A 23764-nucleotide genomic window follows, 5' to 3' on the forward strand; every position below is an offset into this window, starting at 1 on the left:
TCATATCCATGAATAGCTAGCTGGCGTCGAGCTGTGTCGAGCGAAGCAAGTAATGGGTATGATGTTGACGTAGTTGTTAGCATGGAAAATACAGCTTGTACACGTTTTGCTGAAACAAGACCTTCACGTACATTTAAAATAGATGTTTGTGTCATGGAACCACCGAGCTTGTGAACGCTTGTCGCAGCCATATCAGCGCCGGCTTCCATTGCGGAATACGGTAGGTCATCATGGAATTTTATGTGGACACCATGAGCTTCATCTACTACAACCGGAATATTACGATCATGAGCAATTTCGACAATACGCTTTAAATCAGCTGTAAAGCCAAAATAAGTAGGATTAATAACAAGTACTGCCTTTGTATCTGGGTAAGCATTTAATGCTTTCTCAACAGCTTCAGGGGAGATGCCATGAGAAATCCCATATTCACTGTCAACTTCAGGGTGAATAAAAATTGGAATTGCACCAGCGAATACAATCGCAGACATAATGGATTTATGAACATTCCGTGGCACTAGAATTTTATCACCTGGACCGACGACGGTCAGAATCATCGTCATGATGGCGCCACTAGTACCTTGAACGGAAAAGAATGTATGATCAGCACCAAAGGCTTCTGCTGCAAGGTTTTGAGCTTCTTTAATAGCACCCTTTGGTGAATGTAAATCGTCTAGTGGAGCAATATTAATTAAATCAATTGATAAAACGTTGTCGCCGACGAATTCACGGAAAGCAGGGTCCATCCCTTGCCCTTTCTTATGGCCTGGAATATGGAACTGTATGGGATGTCTGTTCCGATGTTTAAGTAATACGTCGAACAATGGAGTCTCTAGTTGTGACAACGCAGGTACCACCTCACTTTATAATATCTAAGAAAACAAATGAATTATAGCACCTAACGACACGAAAACATAGACTTTTCATAAAAAATAAAAGGATTTTTTTCAGGGTATCGAGAAATTAGTATCGAACGAAAGGGGAGGTACTATGAATTGGAATACACGTGTGACGGAGCTTTTACAGGTTAAATACCCAATTATACAAGGAGGATTAGCCTATTTAGCATACGCTGATTTAGCTGCTGCTGTGTCGAATGCTGGAGGTTTAGGGCAAATCACGGCTATGAGTTTACGAGATCCTGACTTGTTACGAGAGGAGATCCATAAAGTACGAACATTAACAGATAAACCATTTGGTGTTAATTTTGCAATAGGTATGCATGGGAAAGGCTATGAGGAGATGGTGCGCGTTGCTGTCGAAGAAGAAGTTCCGGTTGTGACAATGACGGGAGGAAATCCAGCACCTATATTTGATTTATTGGCAGGAACTAACATCAAAAAATTAGTCCTTGTAGCTGCACGTAGACAAGCTCAAAAGGCTGAGCAGCTTGGAGCAGATGCTGTCATGGTCGTGGGTCAAGAGGGCGGAGGTCATCTTGGACGTGATGATGTCGGCACAATGGTGCTGGTTCCACAAGTGGTTGATAGTGTGAAAATTCCTGTCATTGCTTCTGGCGGAATTGGTGATGGTCGCGGCTGGATGGCAGCTCATGCACTAGGTGCAGAAGGCATTGAAATGGGCACTCGCTTTATTGCGACAAAGGAGTGTGTCGATGCGTCAGAGGCTTACAAGGAGGCGTTACTTGCAAGTACAGAGGCTGATACAACAATTATTAAGCGCTCTATTGGTGCACCAGCACGAGCGTTACGTAATGAATTTACGGAAAAAATTTTAGAAATTGAAGAAAGAACACCAACATATGAGGCGTTAAAAGAATATATAAGTGGGACAGCCAATAAGCGTTTTATTTATGATGGAGATAGAAATCAAGGCTTTGGATGGGCAGGTCAAGTGACAGGGATGATTAACGATATCCCAACCGTTGAAGATCTAATCAATCGAATGGTTGCAGAAGCTGAAAGTATACGGTTAAAATGGGGGCATTAACATAAAGGTGGTTTTGTCGAATGGAATATTCTTATCCGTTTTCAACTGATTGGTCCACAGAGGAGATTGTGGATGTTGTTCAATTCTTCGAGGGAATCGAGAAAGCTTATGAAAAGGGCATCAAGCGTGAAATCATGCTAGCTAAATATCGTCGCTTTAAAGAGATAGTCCCTTCACAAGCTGAGGAAAAATCAATTTTTCGTGAATTTGAAGAGGCAAGTGGCTATATTAGCTATCCTGTCGTGAAACAAACAAAGGAAGCCGAAGATGGTACGATAATAAAAATTGTGCCTAAAGGTGGTCGATAAAAAAGTGGATGTGAGTCATACTCACATCCACTTTTTTATTTTTTGTGTTAAAAAACGACATATTGCATAAAATACATCAATCAAAATCCATACAAAATGAATCGAAATAGGGCTATTTTCCAACGATGATATTGTAAATAGGAAGTAGGCTTTCAAACGTTTCTTCTGTTAATTGGTGTAATTCGCTAGCAGTAAGCTTTGTTGCCTGCTCTTTTGGAATGTGTCGACCAATTAAGAACTCACCCTTTTTGACATCTCGCAGACGTATAAGCAATGCTTCAAGGTTGTCTTCTTCTTTTGCCTCTTCGAGAGAAATGGCTTCAGGGGACATATGGTCTCCAGACACAATAAAGTCATTAGGAAGCTGCTCTAGTAATGATTTATGAGCTAGTAAACGTTCAGCCATTACATTTTTTTGAGGTGCTTCATAAATAATAGCTAACACGATGAATAAATGTGTGTGCCATAGACCAATCTGAAAGTGAGGCAATGATTTATAACCTCTTTTATAGGGAGCAAAGGCAACCCAACTATCTTTTGGCGGGTTGACAGTTCTTCGAGCATGTTTGGCAACATGTGGAAAGAATTCTTCGCCTAACTGGCTAGAAAAATAAGTAGCAAACTGTTCTCCTAGCTGATTGAATTTTGGACGTACCTGTATATTTAACGCATCCATTCTTTGTTCTAAACCGTCTATTGTAAAAACTTTAAAGTCTTTGTTTGTCCACTTTATTTTTGACAATTTTATTTTACTCCTTTCGTTTTATAAGGTTTATTTTACGCTGATTTTGGGAAAAAATCTTATAACAAGAACTTTATCGAATTAGAAAAGTTTTTGTAAAAAAATTAAAAAAAGGAAGTGTTTTTTATGAAACCAATCGTAAAAATTATACGTAAAGTTGACATCGAAAAGCAATATGAACACATTTTACAATTAGAATTAGATTATGAATTAGCTTCGCTCTTTGCCGCGATGAATGAAAAAAATAACCTTGAAATTGAAAAAAGTAAAAAACGTCTGGCAGAAATTCAATCGGAACTTGAAAGTTTGCACGCCTATGCGTAATGGAAACCTAATACCTATTTAAAAAATCACTTGCTGAATATTCCGACAGCAGGTGATTTTTATTGTGACAAAGGGTAAAATAGACATTATATCTCTATGCAGTTAAAGTTTTATATTACCAAAATAAGTTATTAAGTTGTGGAAAAGGTACGAGGAGCATAAAAAGAACGATAGAAAAAAGAGCCTTTTCTTATATTCGAAGGGTGGGTTTTTAATGGACTTACAACAAATTGATGAATTTGCGAAAAGTATTATTTTTGAAGCTGGAAAACGTATTCGTGAGGCTTTTTCGTATAATCTAGTCATTGAGACAAAATCAGGTGCAAATGATCTTGTTACTAATATTGACCGAGAGACCGAATTATTCTTTATCAAGCAAATTAAAGCTTTTGATCCAACCCATAAAATCTTAGGAGAAGAAGGAATGGGCGAAAAAGTGGAAACGTTAGATGGAGTTGTTTGGATTATTGATCCGATTGATGGCACGATGAATTTCGTCAAGCAACATCGTCATTTCATGATTTCCATCGGTATTTTTGTGAATGGTGTAGGTAAGTTAGGGTACATATTTGATGTCATGCGTGAGGATCTATTTAATGCCATCGCGGGTCAGGGGGCATGGTATAACAATACACCCTTGCGTAAACTTCAGTCGGTTACAATGGATGAATCAGTTATTGGCATTAATGCACATTGGGTAGCGCCCAATCGACATATTCACCATGAAAAAGTAATAGAAATGGTGCGCAAAGTGCGTGGTACACGGTCCTACGGATCAGCGGCAATGGAAATTGCATTTGTAGTGAGTGGCAAATTAGATGCCTATGTCTCCATGCGTCTAGCACCATGGGATATTGCAGGCGGGACTATTATCGCTCAAGAGGTTGGAGCCGTTGCCACAAATTTACACGGAGAAGGCTTTGATTTTCTTCATCAGGATACTTTTATCATCGCTAATCCTTCAATCCATAAAGAATTATTGGAAAAATATATTGTGCCATATGAATAAAGAGGAGCCGTCTTTTTACTAGACAGCTCCTCTTTTTATCCTTTCCCTCTATAGGGAGAGAATTTATTCTACGGGAATTTAACTATGCTCAATCTATCTCTGTTGCAGCATACTTGCTTAAAGTAATCCTTGTGCACGTAGTTTACGCTTCATTTTAAAGGCTGTCATGAAAATGACACAAGTAGCCACAATGCCTGCTATTACACCAAATACATTACTAGCCGCAACAGAATAGCCGATAGAGCACATTGCTAATACAGCTGCTAATGCATAGATGGCCATTACGATTTTTGCACGATTCATAGCCTAGCCTCCTATATAAAAAATTGTTAATCAGATAATATTTTTTAGAATGATGGAAATTCTAATAAGGACATTTCTATCCTTCTTGTGCTATAATATCACAGTTAAACATTCGAAAAAAGAATATGGAGTGGAATAATGACAAACTTACGTCAAGATCTTCGCAATATCGCAATTATCGCCCACGTTGACCATGGTAAAACTACCTTAGTCGACCAATTATTAAAACAATCAGGTACATTCCGTTCAAACGAACATGTTGAAGAACGTGCAATGGACTCTAATGATATTGAACGTGAACGTGGTATTACAATTTTAGCAAAAAATACTGCAGTAAACTACAACGGAACTCGTATCAACATCCTTGATACGCCTGGACACGCCGACTTTGGTGGTGAGGTAGAACGTATTTTAAAAATGGTAGATGGCGTTTTACTAGTTGTCGATGCGTATGAGGGTTGTATGCCGCAAACACGCTTTGTATTAAAAAAAGCGTTAGAACAAAAGTTAACACCAATTGTAGTTGTAAACAAAGTTGATAAAGATTCAGCACGTCCATTAGAAGTAGTAGATGAAGTATTAGAATTATTCATCGAGCTAGGTGCTGACGATGATCAATTAGATTTCCCTGTTGTTTATGCATCAGGTGTTAACGGTACAGCTTCTCTTGATGCTGATCCAGCAAATCAAGAAGAAAATATGCAATGTCTATTTGAAAAAGTAATTGAAGCAATCCCAGCACCAGTTGATAACTCAGCCGATCCATTACAGTTCCAAGTTGCATTACTTGATTATAATGATTATGTTGGTCGAATTGGGATTGGACGCGTATTCCGCGGTACTATTGAAGTAGGTCAACAAGTGGCTTTAATGAAGTTAGACGGTACTGTAAAACAATTCCGTGTAACGAAGCTATTTGGTTTCTTTGGTCTAAAACGTGAAGAAATCCAATCAGCTAAAGCAGGGGACTTAATCGCCGTTTCAGGTATGGAAGACATCAACGTTGGTGAAACAGTATGTCCTGTTGACCATCAAGATGCTTTAACACCATTACGTATTGATGAACCAACACTGCAAATGACATTCTTAGTAAATAATTCACCTTTTGCAGGTCGTGAAGGGAAATGGGTAACTGCACGTAAAGTGGAGGAGCGTTTACGTTCACAACTACAAACGGACGTTTCTTTACGCGTAGAAGATACAGATTCACCAGATGCATGGACTGTTTCTGGTCGTGGAGAACTGCATTTATCAATTCTTATTGAAAATATGCGCCGTGAAGGCTTCGAGCTACAAGTATCAAAACCTCAAGTAATCATTCGTGAAATTGATGGTGTAAAATGTGAACCATTTGAGCGTGTACAAATTGATGTTCCAGAGGAAAATGTTGGTTCGGTTATTGAATCAATTGGTACTCGTAAAGGTGAAATGTTAGATATGGTGAACAATGGCAATGGCCAAGTTCGTTTAACATTCTTAGTTCCTGCTCGTGGTTTAATTGGTTATACGACAGAGTTCATGTCGATGACTAAAGGTTTTGGTATTATTAACCATACATTTGATTGCTACCAACCATATATTCCAGGTCGCATTGGTGGACGTCACCAAGGTGTTCTTGTTTCAATGGAAACTGGTAAATCAACAACTTATGGTATGATGCAAGTAGAGGACCGTGGTACACTATTTGTAGAGCCAGGTACTGAAATTTATGAAGGTATGATCGTTGGCGAAAATACACGTGAAAATGATATCACTGTAAACATAACAAAAATGAAGCAAAAAACGAATGTTCGTTCTGCGACAAAAGATGCAACAAACGTTATTAAAAAGCCTCGTTTATTAACACTAGAAGAAGCGTTAGAATTCTTAAATGATGATGAGTATTTAGAAATCACACCAGAATCAATTCGCCTTCGTAAACAAATTCTAGATAAAAATGAACGTGAAAGAATAGCGAAAAAACTAAAAAACGCTGAACAATAATTTTTGCTTCCACGAAAGGAAGAGGAGTCTTGGATCTAAAGTCCGCTTTATTGGGTGAACTAAATGTTATTCAAGTTGCTGCACAGTCAAGTACAGATGAAACAGCAAAAGTTTATGGAAGAATGGCTGGTATCACTAGATTTTTATACGAAAATTTACCAAGCTATGAAATAGCAGGCTATGTTGTATTTCTTCTAGTATTTGTACTTTCTGCCATTGTCTATAAGCTAGGCTTTGCCAAGAAATTAAAGTTATCTCAAAATATTATTATTTATGCGTTCCTGTTTTTAGGTTGTATCATGCTAACGTTTTTCGCCTTATTCTTGCCGATGATTGAAGGGCTTATCGTAGCAGCCTTAATTTTAATTGTCTATAAAACAAGATTATGGCGTGAGAAAAGAGAAGAACAACAAGCTACCAATCAGTAACATTTAGGTTTTTATAATAAGAAATTTTACATGAAGCAGTCTTAGCGATAATAATCACGCTAAGACTGTTTTTTGATTTACACTAATATAAATGACAGGCCAAATTTAAGAAACTGCCCGGAAAGCTACCTATACACCTGCTGAAAAAATAAATCAAACATCATTGTCCTTATCAAACCGTAGAAAATACTACTTCAAGATAAATTGGTAGGCACCGAAATCTTCTGATGTGAATAAGTTAATGTCGATAGGCTTATTTTGATCACATCAAGGAGGAAAGGGAATGCGTTGGCTTACAAAAGGTTTATTATTGAGTGTCATTGCTTTGTTACTCCTTTCTTTGACGGCATGTAATAAAGCAGAGCTAGAACAAGTCAAAGTAGGGGAAGTTACTCGTTCAATTTTCTATGCGCCTCAATATGTAGCGCTTGAGAAAGGATTCTTCGAAGAGGAGGGGCTTTCTGTTGAGCTACAAACGATTGCAGGTGGCGATAAAACGATGACGGCGTTACTGTCAGATGGTATTGATATTGCTTTAGTTGGGTCGGAAACGTCCATTTATGTTACTTTACAAGGTGCTAATGATCCCATTCAAAATTTTGCCCAGTTAACACAAACGGATGGGACCTTTTTAGTGGCAAGAGATAAGATAGATAATTTTTCATGGGATCAATTGAAGGGCTCGACTTTTTTGGGGCAACGTAAAGGTGGTATGCCTCAAATGGCAGGGGAATTCGTGTTGAAAAAACATGGGATCGACCCTGTGAATGATTTAACGCTCATTCAAAATATCGATTTTGCCAATATTGCTACTGCTTTTGCATCGGGGACTGGTGATTATGTCCAATTATTTGAACCAACAGCAAGCGTCTTTGAGAAAGAAGGGAAAGGGTATATTATCGCTTCGTTTGGAACGGAGTCGGGCACTCTTCCTTACACATCCTTTATGGCAAAAAGTAGTTATTTAAAGGAAGATGCTGAAACTGTTCAAGCCTTTACAAATGCATTGCAACGAGCACAGGATTTTGTTCAAAATGAAAGCTCAGCAGAAGTGGCAAAAATAATTCAACCGTATTTTGAGAATGTTGATTTAGCGATTATTGAAACAGTGGTTGAGCGCTATAAAGCTCAAGGCTCCTATGCTACTGACCCTATCCTCGATGAAGGAGAGTGGGATAACTTGCAAACGATTATGGAGGAAGCAGGTGAACTTCCTCAACGAGTGGAGTATGAAAAACTTGTCAATACAACCTTTGCTGAAAAGGCTGCTGAGTAATATGGAATTTTTGCAGCTAGAGAATATTCACCATAGTTATTTTTCAAGCACACAGGCAAAGGAAGTATTACGTGATATCAGTTTAGCCATTCAGGAAGGAGAATTTGTCTCATTTATTGGACCAAGTGGCTGTGGGAAAACAACCCTATTATCGATAATTGCGGGTTTATTCCCTGCAACTGAAGGCAAGGTCTATATAGATGGGGAAGAACTATCGGCACATAATCAAACTAGCATTGGCTATATGCTTCAGCAAGACTATTTATTTCCGTGGAAGACTATTGAAGAAAATGTAACAATCGGTCTGAAAATCATGGAACGGAGCAATAAAACACATAAAGTAACGGCCAATGCCCTTTTGCATGAAATCGGCTTACCACATGTCGGGAACAATTATCCACGAGAATTATCAGGAGGGATGAGACAACGTGTGGCACTTGCTCGTACATTAGCCGTTAATCCAAAAATATTACTTTTAGATGAACCGTTTTCAGCTTTAGATTACCAGTCGAAATTAAAGTTAGAAGATTTAGTCGTTGAAACCTTAAAAACGTATAAGAAGACGGCTATTCTTGTGACACATGATATTGGTGAAGCTATCGCGATGAGTGAGCGTGTCTTTCTATTTTCTGCAAATCCTGGGACATTACACAAAGTGTTTGAAATTCCTAAAGCACTTCGCGAGCTTTCACCGTTTGATGTAAGACAGCATCCAGCCTATGCAGATGTTTTCCAAACCATTTGGAAGGAGCTGGAGAGCCTTGGATAACACATTATTTAAACAATATCAGCAGTTGTTAAAAAAGGAGAAACGCTTTGTTCGACTGTATCAACTTATTATTCTGCTCCTATTTTTCGGAGGATGGGAGCTGCTGTCAAGGTTAGAATGGATTGATCGTTTAATATTCAGCTCACCAACACATGTTTGGCATACCTTTATTGAAAAAGTAAACGATGGCTCTTTAACATTGCATGTTGGTGTTACTCTAATGGAGACGGTAATAGGCTTTATAGCGGGTACTTTACTAGGAACGTTAATTGCTATTGTTTTATGGTGGTCTCCGTTATTATCAAAGGTACTTGATCCGTATTTAGTTATTTTAAACGCGATGCCAAAAGTTGCGCTTGGACCGATTTTAATTGTAGCACTTGGTCCAGGATATTTTTCAATCATAGCGATGGGTGCATTGATTTCCATCATTATTACAACCATTGTTGTCTATACCGCTTTTAAAGGAGTTGACCCGAACTATAGTAAGGTTTTACAAACATTTGGGGCAACAAGATGGCAAATATTTCGGGAAGTGATATTACCAGCTTCTTTTCCTACGATTATTTCAACACTGAAGGTGAACGTTGGTTTATCGTGGGTAGGGGTTATAGTGGGCGAATTTTTAGTAGCATCAAAAGGTCTTGGTTATTTAATTATTTATGGCTTCCAAGTATTTAATTTCAACCTTGTCCTAATGTCATTGCTCATTATTGCATTTTTTGCAACAATTATGTATCAAGTGGTCGAATTGATTGAAAAGGCGATCATTAAAACTAATGAATAATAGAGAAAAAGAGGTGTCTCGAAATAGAGGCACCTCTTTTAAGCTTATAAATGTTAAAATTCTTTATCCATTTGTGGTGAAGTACGATAGAACCGGAAATTGCCAGTTTCAAGTCGTGCAACCGTATTATCTTTAATTCGATCATGGCAAATAGTACACATGTAAGTATGGATTGGACGATTACGCAACTTTTTTGCTAATGGCAAATTATCATCTATATTATGAATCGTATCGCAAATTACGCATTTTACGCGCATTGCATTCCCTCCTATTCAGCACGAATGGCTGATACGTTTTTAATAGGATTGTCTAGATTTGAACCATCTCTTAATAATACATGGATTGGACCATCTTCTAAAAGCGGCTTGCCATCTTGGCTATATTTTAAAATAAGGGTATTTGCTTCTTCAATTGTGAATGGATACTCTTGACTATCTTTGCATTCTAGGACGATTTTTGTCGCTTCAGGCTTAATTTCAGCATTTTTCAAGAAGTGACTCAATTCGATTCCAAATGTACCTGTTTCCATTCCTTTACGGTCAAATTTACGCTCTGATTTTAACGTAGGTGGGAATGTTGCCCCTTCCATAATTTCACGTGACCAGTGAGCGCCAACCTCACGCATATACTTGATGTCTGAATCTTCCTCGACATCTTGTGTAGTGAAGTAAGTATTTAAATCTAATTTACGATCATCGAAAATCCACACAGTGGGATCTAATGTTAGTTGGTATGAAACTGCACCCTTGATAGGAATTATTGTTTCCATAATAGAAATCCTCCTCAAAACTTGTATATCCAAGACATAGTATAACGCTAATGACTAGAGATAATAAAGAAATATAATTCGAATTCTCTATTTTCCAATGTAGACACTTGCATTTTTATCGACTAAAAGATAAACTTTATTAAGATAGAATCGAAGAAATATCAGATAATGGGGGCGTCCTCATGGATACGAAATCACAAACTTCTTTTCAAGAGAAGGCTTTGGAGCTACTAGTTGCTGATGCAGACAAGATTGCTCGTCTTATTCGAGTACAAATGGATCATTTAACAATGCCACAATGCCCTTTATATGAGGAAGTATTAGATACACAAATGTTCGGCCTGTCACGTGAAATTGATTTTGCTGTGAAGCTTGGACTAATTGAACGTGAAAAAGGCAAAGAAATTCTCGATTCACTCGAGAAGGAACTTTCTGTACTACACGACGCGTATACAGACAAATAAAAAGAAAAACTCAAACGCTTCTTTGCGCTTTGAGTTTTTTTACTAGAACGAGGTTTTCTAATGAGACAATACTTAAAACGTTATGCACAAAATTTTGATTACCCCTTATTTTTTACGGTCCTATTATTAAGTTTATTTGGGTTAATAATGATTTATAGTTCAAGTATGATGGTTGCTATTGTACAAAAAGAACAAGCACCTGATTTTTTCTATCGAAAACAAGTAATCAATTTAATGGTGGCATTTCTTGGCTTTATAGTGGCAGCTTTTTTCCCATATAAACATTATGCGAATAAAAATATTATGTTATTTCTAACCATCGTATTAATTGTGTTATTTACGTGGGTAAAAGTGGCTGGTAATGGGGCAGATCAAGTAGGCTCACAGAGTTGGATTGCTATTCCAGGTTTAGGGAATTTTCAGCCTTCGGAGTATGCAAAACTATTTATAATCTTATATTTTGCAGCTGCTTTTTATCGAAAAGCGCAAAAATATACATTTGAAAAGCTACAACCAACCGAAATATTCTATCCCATTTTCCTATGGATTTTAGTCGTTGCTGGGGTGGCCTTCGAAACAGATTTAGGTGCTGTTATTATTTTATGTGGAATAGCCGTATCTGTAGTTGCTTCAAGTGGTATTCCCTTTAAAACCTTTTGGAAGTTTTTTGGTGTATTAGCAGCATTCGGTGCAGCAATTTTAGGAATACTTCTGCTGTTCAAGGGAGAACTACTAACAGAAAACAGAAAAGGACGGATTTTATCTTATTTAAATCCGTTTGAGTACGAAGATGGTAGTGGACATCAAGTGGTGAATAGTTATTATGCTATTGGCGGAGGCGGCTTAGAAGGGCGCGGTCTTGGTCAATCCATTCAAAAATTAGGGTACTTGCCTGAACCACAAACGGATTTCATTATGGCAATCATAATGGAGGAATTAGGAATATGGGGAGTTTTAATTGTTTTATGTGGTTTAGGGTTTATTGTATATAAAGGTTTTTCTATTGCATTGCGAACGAAAGATCCATTGGCACGCATGATTGCGGGTGGTATTGCGAGCTGGATAGGCTGGCAAACGTTTATTAATCTTGGGGGTGTAACTGGGTTAATCCCGTTAACCGGTGTAACGTTACCTTTTATAAGCTATGGCGGTACATCTATAATCATTCTATCTTTAGCGATGGGGATATTAATCAATGTTTCTATGTTTGAAAAGGTAGAGCGGAAAAAAACACAATCATAAAGGGGGATACCTATGGAATCAATCAACAAAATTCTCGTAGCCAATCGAGGAGAAATTGCAATTCGTATTTTCCGTGCATGTACGGAGCTGAATATCCAAACTGTTGCCATCTATTCAAGGGAGGATAGTGGTGCCTTTCATCGCTTTAAAGCAGATGAAGCTTATTTAGTGGGAGCTGGCAAGAAACCAATCGATGCTTATTTAGATATCGAGGATATTATTGCCATCGCAAAAGATGCAGATGTTGATGCGATTCATCCAGGGTATGGTTTTTTATCAGAAAATGTGGAATTTGCCCGTCGCTGTGAGGAAGAAGGCATTGTCTTTATCGGACCAACTTCTCAGCATTTAGATATGTTTGGGGATAAAGTCAAAGCACGTTCGCAAGCCATTGCGGCAGAAATTCCTGTTATTCCTGGTACAGATGGTCCAGTAGCTGATCTAGCAGAAGTAGAGACATTTGCTAGCACTTACGGCTATCCAGTTATGATTAAGGCAGCACTTGGCGGTGGTGGTCGTGGGATGCGTTTAGTCCATACACCGGAGGAGCTTGCTTCTTCTTATGAAAGGGCAAAATCAGAGGCAAAGGCTGCTTTTGGTTCTGATGAGGTTTATGTTGAAAAAGCTATTATCAAACCAAAACATATTGAAGTACAGATTATTGGTGATCAGCAGGGCAATATTGTGCACTTATATGAGCGTGATTGCTCGATTCAGCGTCGTCACCAAAAAGTAGTTGAAATTGCCCCATCACATTCGATTTCACAAGAGTTAAGAAATCGTATTTGTGACGCTGCCGTGAAATTAATGAAGAATGTCTCGTACATAAATGCAGGGACAGTGGAATTTTTAGTCGCAGGCGAAGATTTTTATTTCATCGAGGTAAACCCTCGTATTCAAGTAGAACATACGATTACAGAAATGATTACAGGTGTCGATATCGTCCATGCCCAAATCAAGGTAGCAGCAGGTTATGCTCTGCATAGTGAAGAAATTCATATGCCGAAGCAAGAGGATATGCCAATGATTGGCTATGCAATTCAGGCTCGTGTAACAACAGAAGACCCTGCAAATGACTTTATGCCGGATACAGGGAAATTAATGGTATACCGTTCTAGTGGCGGTTTCGGTGTACGTTTAGATGCGGGGAATGGTTTCCAAGGTGCTGTCGTAACACCGTATTATGACTCTTTACTAGTAAAAATTTCAACATCAGGCATGAACTTTAAAGAAGCTGCTGCGAAAATGGATCGCAATTTAAAAGAATTCCGAATTCGTGGAGTCAAAACGAATATACCGTTTTTAAATAATGTGGTAACACATGAGAAGTTTTTATCAGGTGCTTTTGACACAAGCTTTATTGATACAACACCTGAACTATTCCATTTCCCTGTACGTAAGGACCGTGGGACAAAGCTGTTAAGTTATATTGGTAATGTGACATTAAACGGCTTCCCTGGTGTTGAAAAAAAATCAAAGCCTATTTTTGTACAACCGAACATTCCAAAAGTCGATACACTAATAGCACCTCCAGCAGGTACGAAACAGATTTTAGATACACAGGGAGCAGATGGCTTAGTGCAATGGATTTTAGCACAGGAAGACGTACTACTAACAGATACTACATTCCGCGATGCTCACCAATCCCTGCTTGCAACACGTGTTCGTTCACAGGATATGTATCAAATTGCAGATGCAACAGCTCGTATGATGCATCAGTTATTCTCGTTGGAAATGTGGGGCGGTGCAACATTCGATGTAGCGTATCGCTTCTTAAAAGAGGATCCATGGGAGCGATTAGCGAAACTGCGTGAACAAGTACCGAATGTGTTATTCCAAATGTTATTACGTGGAGCTAATGCCGTTGGTTACACTAACTATCCTGACAATTTAATCCGTGAATTTATCGCTGAATCCGCAGCATCAGGTATTGATGTGTTCCGTATTTTCGATAGCTTGAATTGGATTAAAGGAATGGAAGTAGCGATAGATGCTGCGCGTCAATCAGGAAAAATTGCTGAAGCGGCAATTTGTTATACAGGAGACATCCTCGACGACAGCCGTGCGAAATATTCAGTGCAATACTATAAAGATATGGCGAAAGAGCTTGAATCAGCTGGTGCCCATATTTTAGCTATTAAAGATATGGCTGGTTTATTGAAACCGGAAGCTGCGTACCGTTTAATTTCCGAGTTAAAAGAGACGACAAGTCTGCCAATCCACTTGCATACACATGACACAAGTGGAAATGGAATTTACTTATATGCTAAGGCGATTGAAGCAGGTGTAGATATCATTGATACAGCGCTTGGATCTATGGCAGGTCTTACATCTCAACCGAGTGCCAATTCCTTGTACTATGCAATGAAGGGCGGTAAACGTGAGGTACGTGCGGATATTGATGCATTAGAAAAATTATCGTACTACTGGGAAGATGTTCGTAAATACTATAAAGATTTCGAAAGTGGCATGATCAGCCCACATTCTGAAATTTATGTACACGAGATGCCTGGCGGTCAATATAGTAACCTTCAGCAACAAGCAAAAGCAGTGGGTCTCGGCGATCGTTGGGAAGAAGTGAAACGTATGTATTCCCGTGTAAATCTACTATTCGGAGATATTGTCAAAGTGACACCATCTTCCAAAGTGGTCGGGGACATGGCACTCTTCATGGTCCAAAATGATCTTGACGAAAACACGGTTCTAACAAGGGGACAAACGATTGATTTCCCAGACTCTGTTATTGAATTCTTCCAAGGTTATCTTGGACAGCCACATGGTGGATTCCCAGAGGCACTGCAACAAGTCGTGCTTAAAGACCGTGAAGCAATTACAGTGCGCCCAGGGGAATTATTAGAGCCTATTCAGTTTGAACAATTAGAAGCTGTTCTTGAAGAGAAATTAAATCGTCCTGTTTCAAAGAAGGATGTATTAGCCTATGCTCTTTATCCAAAAGTTTTTGAGGAGTATGCGAAAACAGAAGAATCCTTCGGCAATATTTCGGTTCTCGATACACCAACATTCTTATATGGCTTAAAGCTTGGAGAAATCATTGAGGTTGAAATCGAAAAAGGTAAAACATTAATTATTAAACTAGTCTCGATTGGTGAGCCACAGCACAATGGGACGCGCGTTCTGTACTTTGAACTGAACGGCCAATCACGTGAATTAGTGATTCAAGATATGACAGTTGAGGTAGATGGCAACCTAGCGCTAAAAGCAGATCCAAGTAATCCAAACCAAATTGGTGCTACAATGCCAGGTACTGTGTTAAAGGTTGTTGTTTCTAAGGGCAGTCCAGTCAAACGTGGTGATCACCTATTAATAACGGAAGCGATGAAAATGGAAACAACGGTCCAAGCGCCAAAAGACGGTGTTGTAAAAGAGGTTTATGCAAGTGCAGGGGATGCTATTTCAACAGGTGATTTATTGATTGAAATTGAATAAATCGTTTTGAAAAAAGGTTAGTAGATACTTTTTTGGTATCTACATAACCTTTTTTATTTGTTGAAGGAGTCATTGTATCAAACTTGATTAGTCAAATGGTTGTATAATAACCATAACACCTTTATTCAGGCATTAAGCAGCATATAATGGTGGACGAAAATGACTTTTAGATATCCTTGCGTAAGTGATGGGAAGTTTAGCGTAAATTGCTAACTGTGCCTCTACCAGAGCAGCTTTAATTTTCAAACAGGCAAGCAATGTGCAAAAGATCAAGAAGTAACAATATTATTTGAACCGCAATGAAAGTAGAGGGACGTGAAAATGCTTAAAGCATTATTTAATTGGATGTTTGTCATAGGTTTAATCCTATTAGGAGGCCGCCTTATAACGATGATTTGTCGATATTTTGACATTCCTTTTACAACATTTTTTAAAGATTACGCCCTAGTATCTATGATTATTTTAATTGTAGGTATTATAGGAACGGAAACAATGAAGAAACAAAACTAAAGACATAGAAAAAGATTCGTCACATAATAGGTGGCGAATCTTTTTTTAATGGATTATTTCTTTTTCTCATTATAATTACTACGAGCTACTAGCATGATCATGTAACATAATAGGCCGAATAAAAGGGAAATAAATAATGAATGCAGTAAAGCTACCGTTAAATTCAGTCTAGTTAGGACTACTAACATACCAGCAATCACTTGTAAAATAACTATAGTAAATGCAATAACCCATCCATAGTAAATTACACGTTGGTTTTTATATTCTTTCACAGCGTGCCAAGTTATGTATGCAATCCAAATGAAAATAATAAGAACAGCTAGTCGATGTCCCATTTGCACCCATTCGTACATATTATTGGGAGGTGCAAAAGGTGTCTCATTATAGCAAAATGGCCAGTCAGGACAAATTAAGCTCGAATCTGTATGACGAACTAACGCCCCAGTATAAACGACTAAATAAGAATAAATTGTGACAGCAATTGTATGCCAACGTAACTTTTTACCAATAAATACGTTATCGGCATCAAATTTTCGATCGACTTCAAATACAATCATAGAAAGGAGAAGAACCGCAGCAAAGGAAATAAGAGAAATCCCAAAATGAAGGGCTAGGATGAAATCACCTTGTCCCCATAAAACTTGAGCAGCTCCTATAAGAGCCTGCGCGATTAAGAAAAACATTGCTAAAAAACCAAGTAACTTTACTTCACGAATATGTCCGAGTTTACGCCATGTCCATACTGTTAACACAAGAATTGAAATAGATACGACTCCAGTTACAAGACGATGTGAGAATTCAATAAGGACTTCTGGTGTAATCTCCTTTGGAATAAGAGATCCATTACAATCAGGCCAGTTTCGACCACAGCCTAAGCCACTATCTGTTTTAGTAACGAGAGCCCCACCTAGTAAAATAAGGAGCATCCCAACTGTAGCGGCAACAGCAAACCACTTCAAATACCTGTTGTGTTGCATAAAATGAGTCACCTACTTTATCTATCAACATTACAAGAACGTAATGTTTCTGCTACTAGATAATATCGAAAATACGTATAAAAAACAACTTGTAAAGAGAAGGGAGTAATAGATGTCGATTCCATTTCACAAATTGTTCATAATTTCGTGCTTTAACCTTCACAATTCATTTTAGAAAATGTTTTACTATAGATATGTTGTTTTTAATTATATTTCTAGACAAAGCTAATTTTTACAACTTCATCTAAATTTCACTTAATGTCTAGAAATCAATCGCAAATTTCGCTATAGTTATTGTTAGCGGAATATGCTTACAAAAATGAAAGGAGAGGTATTATGTCAAACGGTCGTACACTGGCGGCTACTAGAAATACTGGTCCAGAAACAACATCTGTTGTAAAAGATTTCTTAGCACTAATAAAAATTGGAATCGTTAACTCGAATCTTGTCACAACGTTTACAGGGATGTGGCTGGCTTTTCAGTTTACTAGTAGACATTTCTTGCAAGAGCTTGATGTTATCTTTTACACCATGCTGGGTGCAGCATTCATCATCGGTGGCTCAGGCGCAATGAATAACTACATTGATCAGGATATTGATCCTATTATGAAAAGAACAAAAGCAAGGCCGACAGTGACTGGCAGATTTAAGCCGAATTTCGTATTGACCATTGCCCTCTCATTTTTAATTGTAGGTGAAATTTTGTTATTTGCGGCATCGTTTGCAGCCGGCATGTGGGGACTAGTAGGAATATTTGCTTATGTCGTTCTGTATTCAATGTGGTCGAAGAGGAAGCATGTTAGCAACACTGTTGTAGGAAGTATTTCCGGGGCTATTCCTCCAGTTATTGGATTCGCGGCGGTTGAGCCTGCTTTAGGTCCGGGAGCACTTGCCTTATTCCTAATTATGTTTGCATGGCAACCACCACATTTTTATGCGCTTGCTATGAAACGAACAGAGGAATATCGTGCAGCTAAAATACCAATGCTACCTGTAGTAAAAGGATTTAAACGTACAAAGTACTCAATGTTATTCTGGATTCTTTTATTATTACCGTTACCTTTCCTTTTACCAGAGCTTGGAATTGGCTTTTTAACTCTTGCTACTACATTGAACTTGGGTTGGTTAATACTAGCTCTGAAAGGCTTTACAACTAAAGATGATATGAAATGGGCAAATAAAATGTTTATTTATTCATTGAATCATATGACCATACTATTTGTAGCCATGATCATATTTGCGGTGTTTAGCTAATTTAGGAATTCTTTCTTTTCTTAAAGAATTCATATAGACAGAACTAATGTCCTAGGTACACATGAAAATACAACAAAGAAAGAGGGGTTTAATTAAGCTATGATGAAAGGGCTTAAAAAATGGCGTCTTTTTTCACTTCTAGCAGTGATGATGGTCTTCCTTTCAGGTTGTGGTGAAGATTATCTATCAACACTGAAACCATCTGGAGAAGTAGGTAAACAACAATTGAACTTATTACTGTTAACTACTGTAATTATGACGCTAGTAGTAGTAGTAGTATCCGTTATTTATTTACTTGCATTCGTAAAATACCGTCGTTCACGCGTTGGTGAAAATGTGATCCCTAAGCAAGTAGAGGGTAGTCATACGTTAGAAGTGATTTGGACAGTTATACCGATTATTTTATTATTAATTATCGCTGTACCAGTTGTTACAACTACTTATAAATTCGCAGATGTTGCTGCAATGGATGAAGTAGATGAAGAAGGGAACAAAACAGCCCTTACAATCAATGTAACAGCAAAATTATACTGGTGGGAATTCGAATACCCTAACCAAGGGATCGTAACGGCTCAAGAGCTAGTAGTACCAACAGGTGAAAAAGTTTACTTTAATTTAAAAGCTGCCGATGTTAAGCACTCATTCTGGATTCCTGCTGTAGGCGGTAAAATGGATACAAACGTAGAAAACTTAAACAAATTCTACCTAGTATTTGATAAAGAATCAAAAGATCTTAAAGATGGCGTATTTTATGGAAAATGTGCTGAATTATGTGGACCTTCACATGCTTTAATGGACTTTAAAGTAAAAACATTAAGCCCAGATGCATTTGATGCATGGGTTGACGCAATGAAAGCGACAGAAGGACAAACTGCTGACAAAGCTTCAACAGATCTTGGTGAAGCAACTTTTGCTAACAGCTGCTTAGGCTGTCACGCTATCTCAGGTTCAGGAGCAGGCGGTACACCTGGTCCAAACTTAACTACGTTTGGTGATCGTAACCGTGTTGCTGGTTTCTTAGAACACAATGAAGAAAGCTTAAAAGCTTGGATTAAAAACCCAGAGGAATTTAAACCAGGTAACTTGATGATGAATGCTGATGGCACTGCGCCTATCTACGGTAATTTATCTGACGAGGAAATTGAAGCTCTTGCAACTTATATCATGGGCTTATCAGTAGAAAAATAATTTTCGTTCTATAGTAACAAATTTTGAGGGAGGTAAAAGTTGTGAGCTCATACACACAGAAAAAGGGCTTTGGAGCAACTGTCTGGGATTACATTACTACTGTCGACCATAAAAAGTTAGCAGTTATGTATTTATTAGCCGGAACATTGTTCTTCGCTATCGCTGGTTTTGAAGCGTTATTAATGCGTATTCAGTTAATGAAACCAAATAACGATTTTGTATCAGCTGGTTTTTTCAATGAATTATTAACAATGCACGGAACAACAATGTTATTCCTAGCTGCTACTCCATTACTATTTGCATTTATGAACATGCTTGTACCATTACAAATTGGTGCGCGTGACGTTGCATTCCCGTTCCTTAACTCTTTAGGGTTCTGGTTATTCTTCCTAGGTGCAGTATTCCTTCACCTGTCATTCTTTATGGGTGGCGCTCCTGATGCGGGCTGGACTTCTTATGCATCATTATCTTTATATTCTCCAGGACATGGTATTGATTTCTATGTTCTTGGTTTACAAATTTCAGGGGCAGGTACTTTAATTTCTGGTCTTAACTTCATCGTTACGATCATTACAATGCGTGCTCCAGGTATGACATTCATGCGTATGCCATTATTCACTTGGACTTCACTTGTATCAAGTGCGTTAATTTTATTCGCATTCCCTCCATTAACAATTGGTTTATTAATGATGTTATTTGACCGTATGTTCGGTGGTAACTTCTTTGACCATACAATGGGTGGTAACACAGTTATTTGGGAACACTTATTCTGGATCTTCGGACACCCAGAGGTTTATATCCTAGTATTACCTGCGTTCGGGTTATTCTCTGAAATTATCCCAGCGTTCTCACGTAAACGTTTATTCGGATACTCTTCAATGGTATTCGCTACAATTTTAATCGGTTTCTTAGGGTTCATGGTTTGGGCCCACCACATGTTTACAACTGGTCTTGGGCCAACAGCAAACGCAATCTTCGCTGTTGCAACAATGGCTATTGCTGTTCCAACAGGTATGAAAGTATTCAACTGGATCCTAACAATTTGGGGCGGATCTATTAAAGTTACAACACCAATGCTTTATGCACTTGGTTTCATCCCGTCATTCGTTGCGGGTGGTGTTACAGGGGTAATGCAAGCATCTGCTCCTCTTGACTATCAACTACATGATTCTTACTTTATCGTAGCTCACTTCCACTACGTAATCGTTGGTGGTATCGTTACAGCATTATTTGGTTCAGCTCATTTCTATTGGCCAATTTTCTTCAACCGTATGTTAAACGAAACGCTTGGTAAAATTACTTTCTGGATATTCTTTATCGGATTCCATTTAACGTTCTTCGTTCAACACTTCCTAGGTTTAATGGGTATGCCACGTCGTGTATTCACTTACATGGAAGGTCAAGGTTGGGACCAATTCAACTATATCTCTACAATCGGTGCATTAATGATGGGTGTAGGGGTTATCTTAATGGTAATCAACTGCTTAATGTCGATCAAAGGCAAACCAGCAGGTCGCGACCCATGGGGCGATGGACGTACTTTAGAATGGTCAATTCCACAACCAATTCCATTCTATAACTTCCGTCAAACACCACTTGTTCGTGGTTTAGATCCATGGTGGATTGAAAAACAAGAAGGTAACAAAGAAGTAACATTTGCTGAGCCACTAGGTGATATCCATATGCCAAATAACTCAGCGATTCCATTCGTTATTTCATTAGGTATGTTTATTGCAGCATTTGGTGCTCTTTACAATCCAGATGCAGATAAACCTTGGTCAATCTACATTTTAATCATTGGTTTAGCAATTACTTTCGGTGCGATGATTTTCCGTTCTGTTAAAGACGATCATGGCTTCCATTTACACAAAGAAGATATTATTGAAATTGAAGAACAACTTTACGGCAAAGGAGGAAATAAATAATGGATTTCAATACTAAGTTTACTCCTCATACTTGGCCAGACCATCCTGAACAAGCTACGATGGAAGGTAAAAATAAAGTCGTTGGTTTCTGGATTTTCCTTGCCTGTGAAGTTGTACTTTTCGCAAGTTTATTCGCTACTTACTTAGCGCTTAAGAACAAAGGGCCAGCTGGCATGGAGTTCACAACACAAGGTTTATTTGAATTACCATTAGCATTTGCAATGACGATGTTATTATTAACATCTTCATTAACATCTGTATACGCAATTTACCATATGCGTAACTTTAACTTTAAAGGTATGCAAACTTGGTTAGCAATTACTTTAGCTTTAGGTCTTGGATTCTTAGCACTTGAAATTTATGAATTCCAACACTATGTGCACCTTGGTTTTACATTTAACCAATCTGCATTCGCAACTGCATTTTATTCTTTAGTTGGTACACACGGTTTCCACGTAACTTTAGGACTTGTATGGATTGCAACTTTAATGATCCGAAATGCTAAACGTGGGTTAAACTTGTACAATGCACCTAAATTCTTCGTAGCTGCTTTATATTGGCACTTTATCGATGTTGTTTGGGTATTCATCTTTACAGTAGTATACTTGATGGGAGTGATCGGATAATGTCTTCACACGATACACCTATAGTTGCTAAGTCACAGGCACAATATGAATATGATCGTCATCATAATGCCGTTCATATGCGTAAACAAGTAATCAACTTTGCGATCATGATTTTCTTTACTTTTATCGCTTTCGCAGTAGTTGCAGCCGATTTTTCTAAATACTTAATCATGCCATTAGTATTATTATTGGCTGGTGTTCAAGTTGTACTTCAGCTTTATTCTTTCATGCACTTAGAAGACAAAAAAACACACTTCGGTGGCGTTATTGGTTTCTTCATGTGGATGGGAATTTTAATCGCATTTACATTCTTCTTAGCATTTTTAACAATCATTTGGTGGTAATCACCAATAAAGCACGTTCGTCATATTGTACGAACGTGCTTTTCTTATTGTAGTGAAGTTATGTAGATTTTAAAAAGAGGCAAACACTGTTAAACTTAACATTTGTTCACCTTTCGTTCATTGCAGTATAGCTGTAAGCGTTTTATAATAGGAGTACTGAAGTTTAAAGGAGTGCGTTCTATATGCCACTTAGTATATTTGGTTTCCAAGCATTGTGGAGCCCATATTTAATAGGGGTTCTTGTTTTTATAACAATCATCTATTTTTTAGTCACAATAAAGTGGCGTAAGGATTTTAAAGTAAGTGAGCCTTTAAAAAAGGGTGAAGCCATTTACTTTGTGTTAGCCATGATTACTATTTATATTATCAAAGGTTCTCCAATTGATTTAATGGCTCATATTATGTTTACGATGCATATGGTGCAAATGGCTATATTATTATTACTTGTTCCCATCTTCCTAATTAAAGGGATCCCTTGGTGGGTTTGGAAAGTTGCTATTGAGGCACCAGTTGTTAGAACGTTGTTTAAAGTACTGACATTACCTGTTGTTGCAGTATTTGTGTTTATTGGTTTATTTTCCTTCTATCATTTACCTTCAATATTAGATTACATTAAATTAAATGAAACATTACATGGTACCTATACATTTGTATTATTTCTTTCTGCTGTTTTTATGTACTGGCCTTTAATTCAAAATATGCCTAATAGAGCTCATATGAAGCCATTGCATAAATTAGCCTATATTATTGCCAATGCCGTGTTAATTACACCTGCTTGTGGATTAATTATTTTCGCTCCTAATGCAATGTATGAAACATATACAAATGGTGAAGCATGGTTAAAAGCAATGGAGCTTTGTGTACCAGCCTCTACGTTATCAGGCTTATCTTTATCAGGACCAGAGCTATTTACAGACATGAAGCCTGTTGCAGACCAGCAATTAGGTGGCGTGTTAATGAAAATCTTACAAGAACTTATTTTTGGTGTATTAATTGGTACAATCTTTACAAGATGGTATCGTTCTGAACAAAAGGATCCAGATAAAATTACTGCTGACGCATTAGCTGCACACCAAAAAAAATGGGAAAGCCAACAGCAGCATTAATTTTAAAATAGAAATTTACTATGTATAAGGAGT

At 37.9% G+C, this 23764-nt stretch carries 25 protein-coding genes; 19 read left to right on the plus strand and 6 right to left on the minus strand.

Annotated elements, in window-relative coordinates:
* Positions 1-845: aminotransferase class I/II-fold pyridoxal phosphate-dependent enzyme (locus tag RT445_RS08920; protein WP_313470434.1), on the minus strand; the 845-nt coding region annotated here is incomplete at its 3' end.
* Between the two features lie 145 nt (positions 846-990).
* Between RT445_RS08920 and RT445_RS08925 the strand changes: the two genes are divergently transcribed.
* Together RT445_RS08925 and RT445_RS08930 are read left to right on the plus strand one after the other, a co-directional pair.
* Positions 991-1950: an NAD(P)H-dependent flavin oxidoreductase gene (locus RT445_RS08925; protein ID WP_312506823.1), complete on the plus strand. Its 960-nt coding sequence runs from the start codon at positions 991-993 to the stop codon at positions 1948-1950.
* 20 nt (positions 1951-1970) lie between these two features.
* Complete coding sequence (locus RT445_RS08930; protein ID WP_312506822.1) at positions 1971-2258, plus strand: UPF0223 family protein; 288 nt, start codon at positions 1971-1973, stop codon at positions 2256-2258.
* A gap of 112 nt (positions 2259-2370) precedes the next feature.
* On the opposite strand, the gene RT445_RS08935 is transcribed toward RT445_RS08930, so the two are convergent.
* Positions 2371-3000: a YktB family protein gene (locus RT445_RS08935; protein ID WP_274795815.1), complete on the minus strand. Its 630-nt coding sequence runs from the start codon at positions 2998-3000 to the stop codon at positions 2371-2373.
* A 126-nt stretch (positions 3001-3126) separates the two neighbouring features.
* Here RT445_RS08935 and RT445_RS08940 point away from each other — a divergent pair, with 126 nt between their 5' ends.
* Together RT445_RS08940 and RT445_RS08945 are read left to right on the plus strand one after the other, a co-directional pair.
* Positions 3127-3324: a hypothetical protein gene (locus RT445_RS08940; RefSeq protein WP_312506821.1), complete on the plus strand. Its 198-nt coding sequence runs from the start codon at positions 3127-3129 to the stop codon at positions 3322-3324.
* A gap of 214 nt (positions 3325-3538) precedes the next feature.
* Positions 3539-4333 (plus strand): inositol monophosphatase family protein, encoded by a 795-nt coding sequence (locus RT445_RS08945; RefSeq protein WP_312506820.1) that lies wholly within the window; start codon positions 3539-3541, stop codon positions 4331-4333.
* Between the two features lie 117 nt (positions 4334-4450).
* On the opposite strand, the gene RT445_RS08950 is transcribed toward RT445_RS08945, so the two are convergent.
* Positions 4451-4636 (minus strand): DUF5325 family protein, encoded by a 186-nt coding sequence (locus tag RT445_RS08950; RefSeq protein ID WP_004224770.1) that lies wholly within the window; start codon positions 4634-4636, stop codon positions 4451-4453.
* Between the two features lie 138 nt (positions 4637-4774).
* Here RT445_RS08950 and typA point away from each other — a divergent pair, with 138 nt between their 5' ends.
* The 5 genes from typA to RT445_RS08975 all read left to right on the plus strand — a co-directional run bounded on the left by typA (position 4775) and on the right by RT445_RS08975 (position 9879).
* On the plus strand, positions 4775-6619 hold the full coding sequence (gene typA / locus RT445_RS08955; protein ID WP_274795818.1) for a translational GTPase TypA: 1845 nt from the start codon (positions 4775-4777) through the stop codon (positions 6617-6619).
* 29 nt (positions 6620-6648) lie between these two features.
* Positions 6649-7047 carry a YlaH-like family protein gene (locus RT445_RS08960; protein ID WP_274795819.1) on the plus strand — a complete coding sequence of 133 codons (399 nt, stop codon included), beginning with the start codon at positions 6649-6651 and terminating at the stop codon, positions 7045-7047.
* 283 nt (positions 7048-7330) lie between these two features.
* Positions 7331-8323, plus strand: coding sequence for an ABC transporter substrate-binding protein (locus tag RT445_RS08965; RefSeq protein ID WP_312506819.1), 993 nt, complete (start codon positions 7331-7333; stop codon positions 8321-8323).
* A 1-nt stretch (position 8324) separates the two neighbouring features.
* Positions 8325-9092 (plus strand): ABC transporter ATP-binding protein, encoded by a 768-nt coding sequence (locus RT445_RS08970; RefSeq protein ID WP_312506828.1) that lies wholly within the window; start codon positions 8325-8327, stop codon positions 9090-9092.
* Complete coding sequence (locus RT445_RS08975; RefSeq protein WP_274795822.1) at positions 9085-9879, plus strand: ABC transporter permease; 795 nt, start codon at positions 9085-9087, stop codon at positions 9877-9879. The genes RT445_RS08970 and RT445_RS08975 overlap by 8 nt, the downstream gene beginning before the upstream one ends.
* A gap of 53 nt (positions 9880-9932) precedes the next feature.
* On the opposite strand, the gene RT445_RS08980 is transcribed toward RT445_RS08975, so the two are convergent.
* Entirely contained in the window at positions 9933-10136 is a 204-nt protein-coding gene (locus RT445_RS08980) for a YlaI family protein (RefSeq protein ID WP_312506818.1), read from the minus strand.
* An 11-nt stretch (positions 10137-10147) separates the two neighbouring features.
* Entirely contained in the window at positions 10148-10648 is a 501-nt protein-coding gene (locus RT445_RS08985) for a peptidyl-prolyl cis-trans isomerase (RefSeq protein ID WP_312506817.1), read from the minus strand.
* Between the two features lie 182 nt (positions 10649-10830).
* Here RT445_RS08985 and RT445_RS08990 point away from each other — a divergent pair, with 182 nt between their 5' ends.
* From RT445_RS08990 to RT445_RS09005, 4 genes are all read left to right on the plus strand, one after another.
* The gene (locus RT445_RS08990) at positions 10831-11112 is read left to right on the plus strand and encodes an Fpa/YlaN family protein (protein WP_004224778.1); all 282 of its coding nucleotides are present in this window, start codon (positions 10831-10833) and stop codon (positions 11110-11112) included.
* A 60-nt stretch (positions 11113-11172) separates the two neighbouring features.
* Positions 11173-12354 (plus strand): FtsW/RodA/SpoVE family cell cycle protein, encoded by a 1182-nt coding sequence (locus RT445_RS08995; RefSeq protein ID WP_312506816.1) that lies wholly within the window; start codon positions 11173-11175, stop codon positions 12352-12354.
* Between the two features lie 12 nt (positions 12355-12366).
* A complete protein-coding gene (gene pyc / locus RT445_RS09000) occupies positions 12367-15801 on the plus strand; it encodes a pyruvate carboxylase (RefSeq protein WP_274795826.1) in 3435 nt (1144 codons plus the stop codon).
* Positions 15802-16122: 321 nt separating this feature from the next.
* On the plus strand, positions 16123-16311 hold the full coding sequence (locus tag RT445_RS09005) for a hypothetical protein (protein ID WP_274795827.1): 189 nt from the start codon (positions 16123-16125) through the stop codon (positions 16309-16311).
* Positions 16312-16364: 53 nt separating this feature from the next.
* Here RT445_RS09005 and RT445_RS09010 read toward each other — a convergent pair whose 3' ends face one another.
* A complete protein-coding gene (locus RT445_RS09010; RefSeq protein ID WP_274795828.1) occupies positions 16365-17288 on the minus strand; it encodes a COX15/CtaA family protein in 924 nt (307 codons plus the stop codon).
* Positions 17289-17624: 336 nt separating this feature from the next.
* Here RT445_RS09010 and cyoE point away from each other — a divergent pair, with 336 nt between their 5' ends.
* The 6 genes from cyoE (at position 17625) to ctaG (ending at position 23731) form a co-directional block, all read left to right on the plus strand.
* Positions 17625-18542: a heme o synthase gene (cyoE, locus tag RT445_RS09015; protein ID WP_274795829.1), complete on the plus strand. Its 918-nt coding sequence runs from the start codon at positions 17625-17627 to the stop codon at positions 18540-18542.
* Between the two features lie 99 nt (positions 18543-18641).
* Positions 18642-19730, plus strand: coding sequence for a cytochrome c oxidase subunit II (coxB, locus tag RT445_RS09020; RefSeq protein ID WP_312506815.1), 1089 nt, complete (start codon positions 18642-18644; stop codon positions 19728-19730).
* Positions 19731-19771: 41 nt separating this feature from the next.
* The gene (gene ctaD / locus RT445_RS09025) at positions 19772-21655 is read left to right on the plus strand and encodes a cytochrome c oxidase subunit I (RefSeq protein WP_274795831.1); all 1884 of its coding nucleotides are present in this window, start codon (positions 19772-19774) and stop codon (positions 21653-21655) included.
* A complete protein-coding gene (locus RT445_RS09030) occupies positions 21655-22281 on the plus strand; it encodes a cytochrome c oxidase subunit 3 (protein WP_036125326.1) in 627 nt (208 codons plus the stop codon). The genes ctaD and RT445_RS09030 overlap by 1 nt, the downstream gene beginning before the upstream one ends.
* A complete protein-coding gene (locus RT445_RS09035) occupies positions 22281-22625 on the plus strand; it encodes a cytochrome C oxidase subunit IV family protein (protein ID WP_274795832.1) in 345 nt (114 codons plus the stop codon). Before RT445_RS09030 ends, RT445_RS09035 begins: the two co-directional genes overlap by 1 nt.
* Positions 22626-22807: 182 nt before the next feature.
* Entirely contained in the window at positions 22808-23731 is a 924-nt protein-coding gene (gene ctaG / locus RT445_RS09040; RefSeq protein ID WP_274795833.1) for a cytochrome c oxidase assembly factor CtaG, read from the plus strand.
* The last annotated feature ends 33 nt before the right edge of the window (positions 23732-23764 follow it).

Origin of the sequence: Lysinibacillus sp., from assembly GCF_032093475.1 — a bacterium.
In the GTDB taxonomy this organism is placed as follows: Bacteria; Bacillota; Bacilli; order Bacillales_A; family Planococcaceae; genus Lysinibacillus; species Lysinibacillus irui.

Bases quoted from the DNA above. Each gene is read 5' to 3' on its own strand.
- RT445_RS08940 (WP_312506821.1), top strand. From the start codon at position 3,127: ATGAAACCAATCGTAAAAATTATACGTAAAGTTGACATCGAAAAGCAA.
- ctaG (WP_274795833.1), top strand. From the start codon at position 22,808: ATGCCACTTAGTATATTTGGTTTCCAAGCATTGTGGAGCCCATATTTA.
- pyc (WP_274795826.1), top strand. From the start codon at position 12,367: ATGGAATCAATCAACAAAATTCTCGTAGCCAATCGAGGAGAAATTGCA.
- RT445_RS09035 (WP_274795832.1), top strand. From the start codon at position 22,281: ATGTCTTCACACGATACACCTATAGTTGCTAAGTCACAGGCACAATAT.
- RT445_RS08970 (WP_312506828.1), top strand. From the start codon at position 8,325: ATGGAATTTTTGCAGCTAGAGAATATTCACCATAGTTATTTTTCAAGC.
- RT445_RS08995 (WP_312506816.1), top strand. From the start codon at position 11,173: ATGAGACAATACTTAAAACGTTATGCACAAAATTTTGATTACCCCTTA.
- RT445_RS08925 (WP_312506823.1), top strand. From the start codon at position 991: ATGAATTGGAATACACGTGTGACGGAGCTTTTACAGGTTAAATACCCA.
- RT445_RS09010 (WP_274795828.1), bottom strand. From the start codon at position 17,288: ATGCAACACAACAGGTATTTGAAGTGGTTTGCTGTTGCCGCTACAGTT.
- RT445_RS08945 (WP_312506820.1), top strand. From the start codon at position 3,539: ATGGACTTACAACAAATTGATGAATTTGCGAAAAGTATTATTTTTGAA.
- RT445_RS08930 (WP_312506822.1), top strand. From the start codon at position 1,971: ATGGAATATTCTTATCCGTTTTCAACTGATTGGTCCACAGAGGAGATT.
- coxB (WP_312506815.1), top strand. From the start codon at position 18,642: ATGATGAAAGGGCTTAAAAAATGGCGTCTTTTTTCACTTCTAGCAGTG.
- typA (WP_274795818.1), top strand. From the start codon at position 4,775: ATGACAAACTTACGTCAAGATCTTCGCAATATCGCAATTATCGCCCAC.
- RT445_RS08950 (WP_004224770.1), bottom strand. From the start codon at position 4,636: ATGAATCGTGCAAAAATCGTAATGGCCATCTATGCATTAGCAGCTGTA.
- RT445_RS08990 (WP_004224778.1), top strand. From the start codon at position 10,831: ATGGATACGAAATCACAAACTTCTTTTCAAGAGAAGGCTTTGGAGCTA.
- RT445_RS08980 (WP_312506818.1), bottom strand. From the start codon at position 10,136: ATGCGCGTAAAATGCGTAATTTGCGATACGATTCATAATATAGATGAT.
- cyoE (WP_274795829.1), top strand. From the start codon at position 17,625: ATGTCAAACGGTCGTACACTGGCGGCTACTAGAAATACTGGTCCAGAA.
- RT445_RS08965 (WP_312506819.1), top strand. From the start codon at position 7,331: ATGCGTTGGCTTACAAAAGGTTTATTATTGAGTGTCATTGCTTTGTTA.
- RT445_RS09005 (WP_274795827.1), top strand. From the start codon at position 16,123: ATGCTTAAAGCATTATTTAATTGGATGTTTGTCATAGGTTTAATCCTA.
- RT445_RS09030 (WP_036125326.1), top strand. From the start codon at position 21,655: ATGGATTTCAATACTAAGTTTACTCCTCATACTTGGCCAGACCATCCT.
- RT445_RS08985 (WP_312506817.1), bottom strand. From the start codon at position 10,648: ATGGAAACAATAATTCCTATCAAGGGTGCAGTTTCATACCAACTAACA.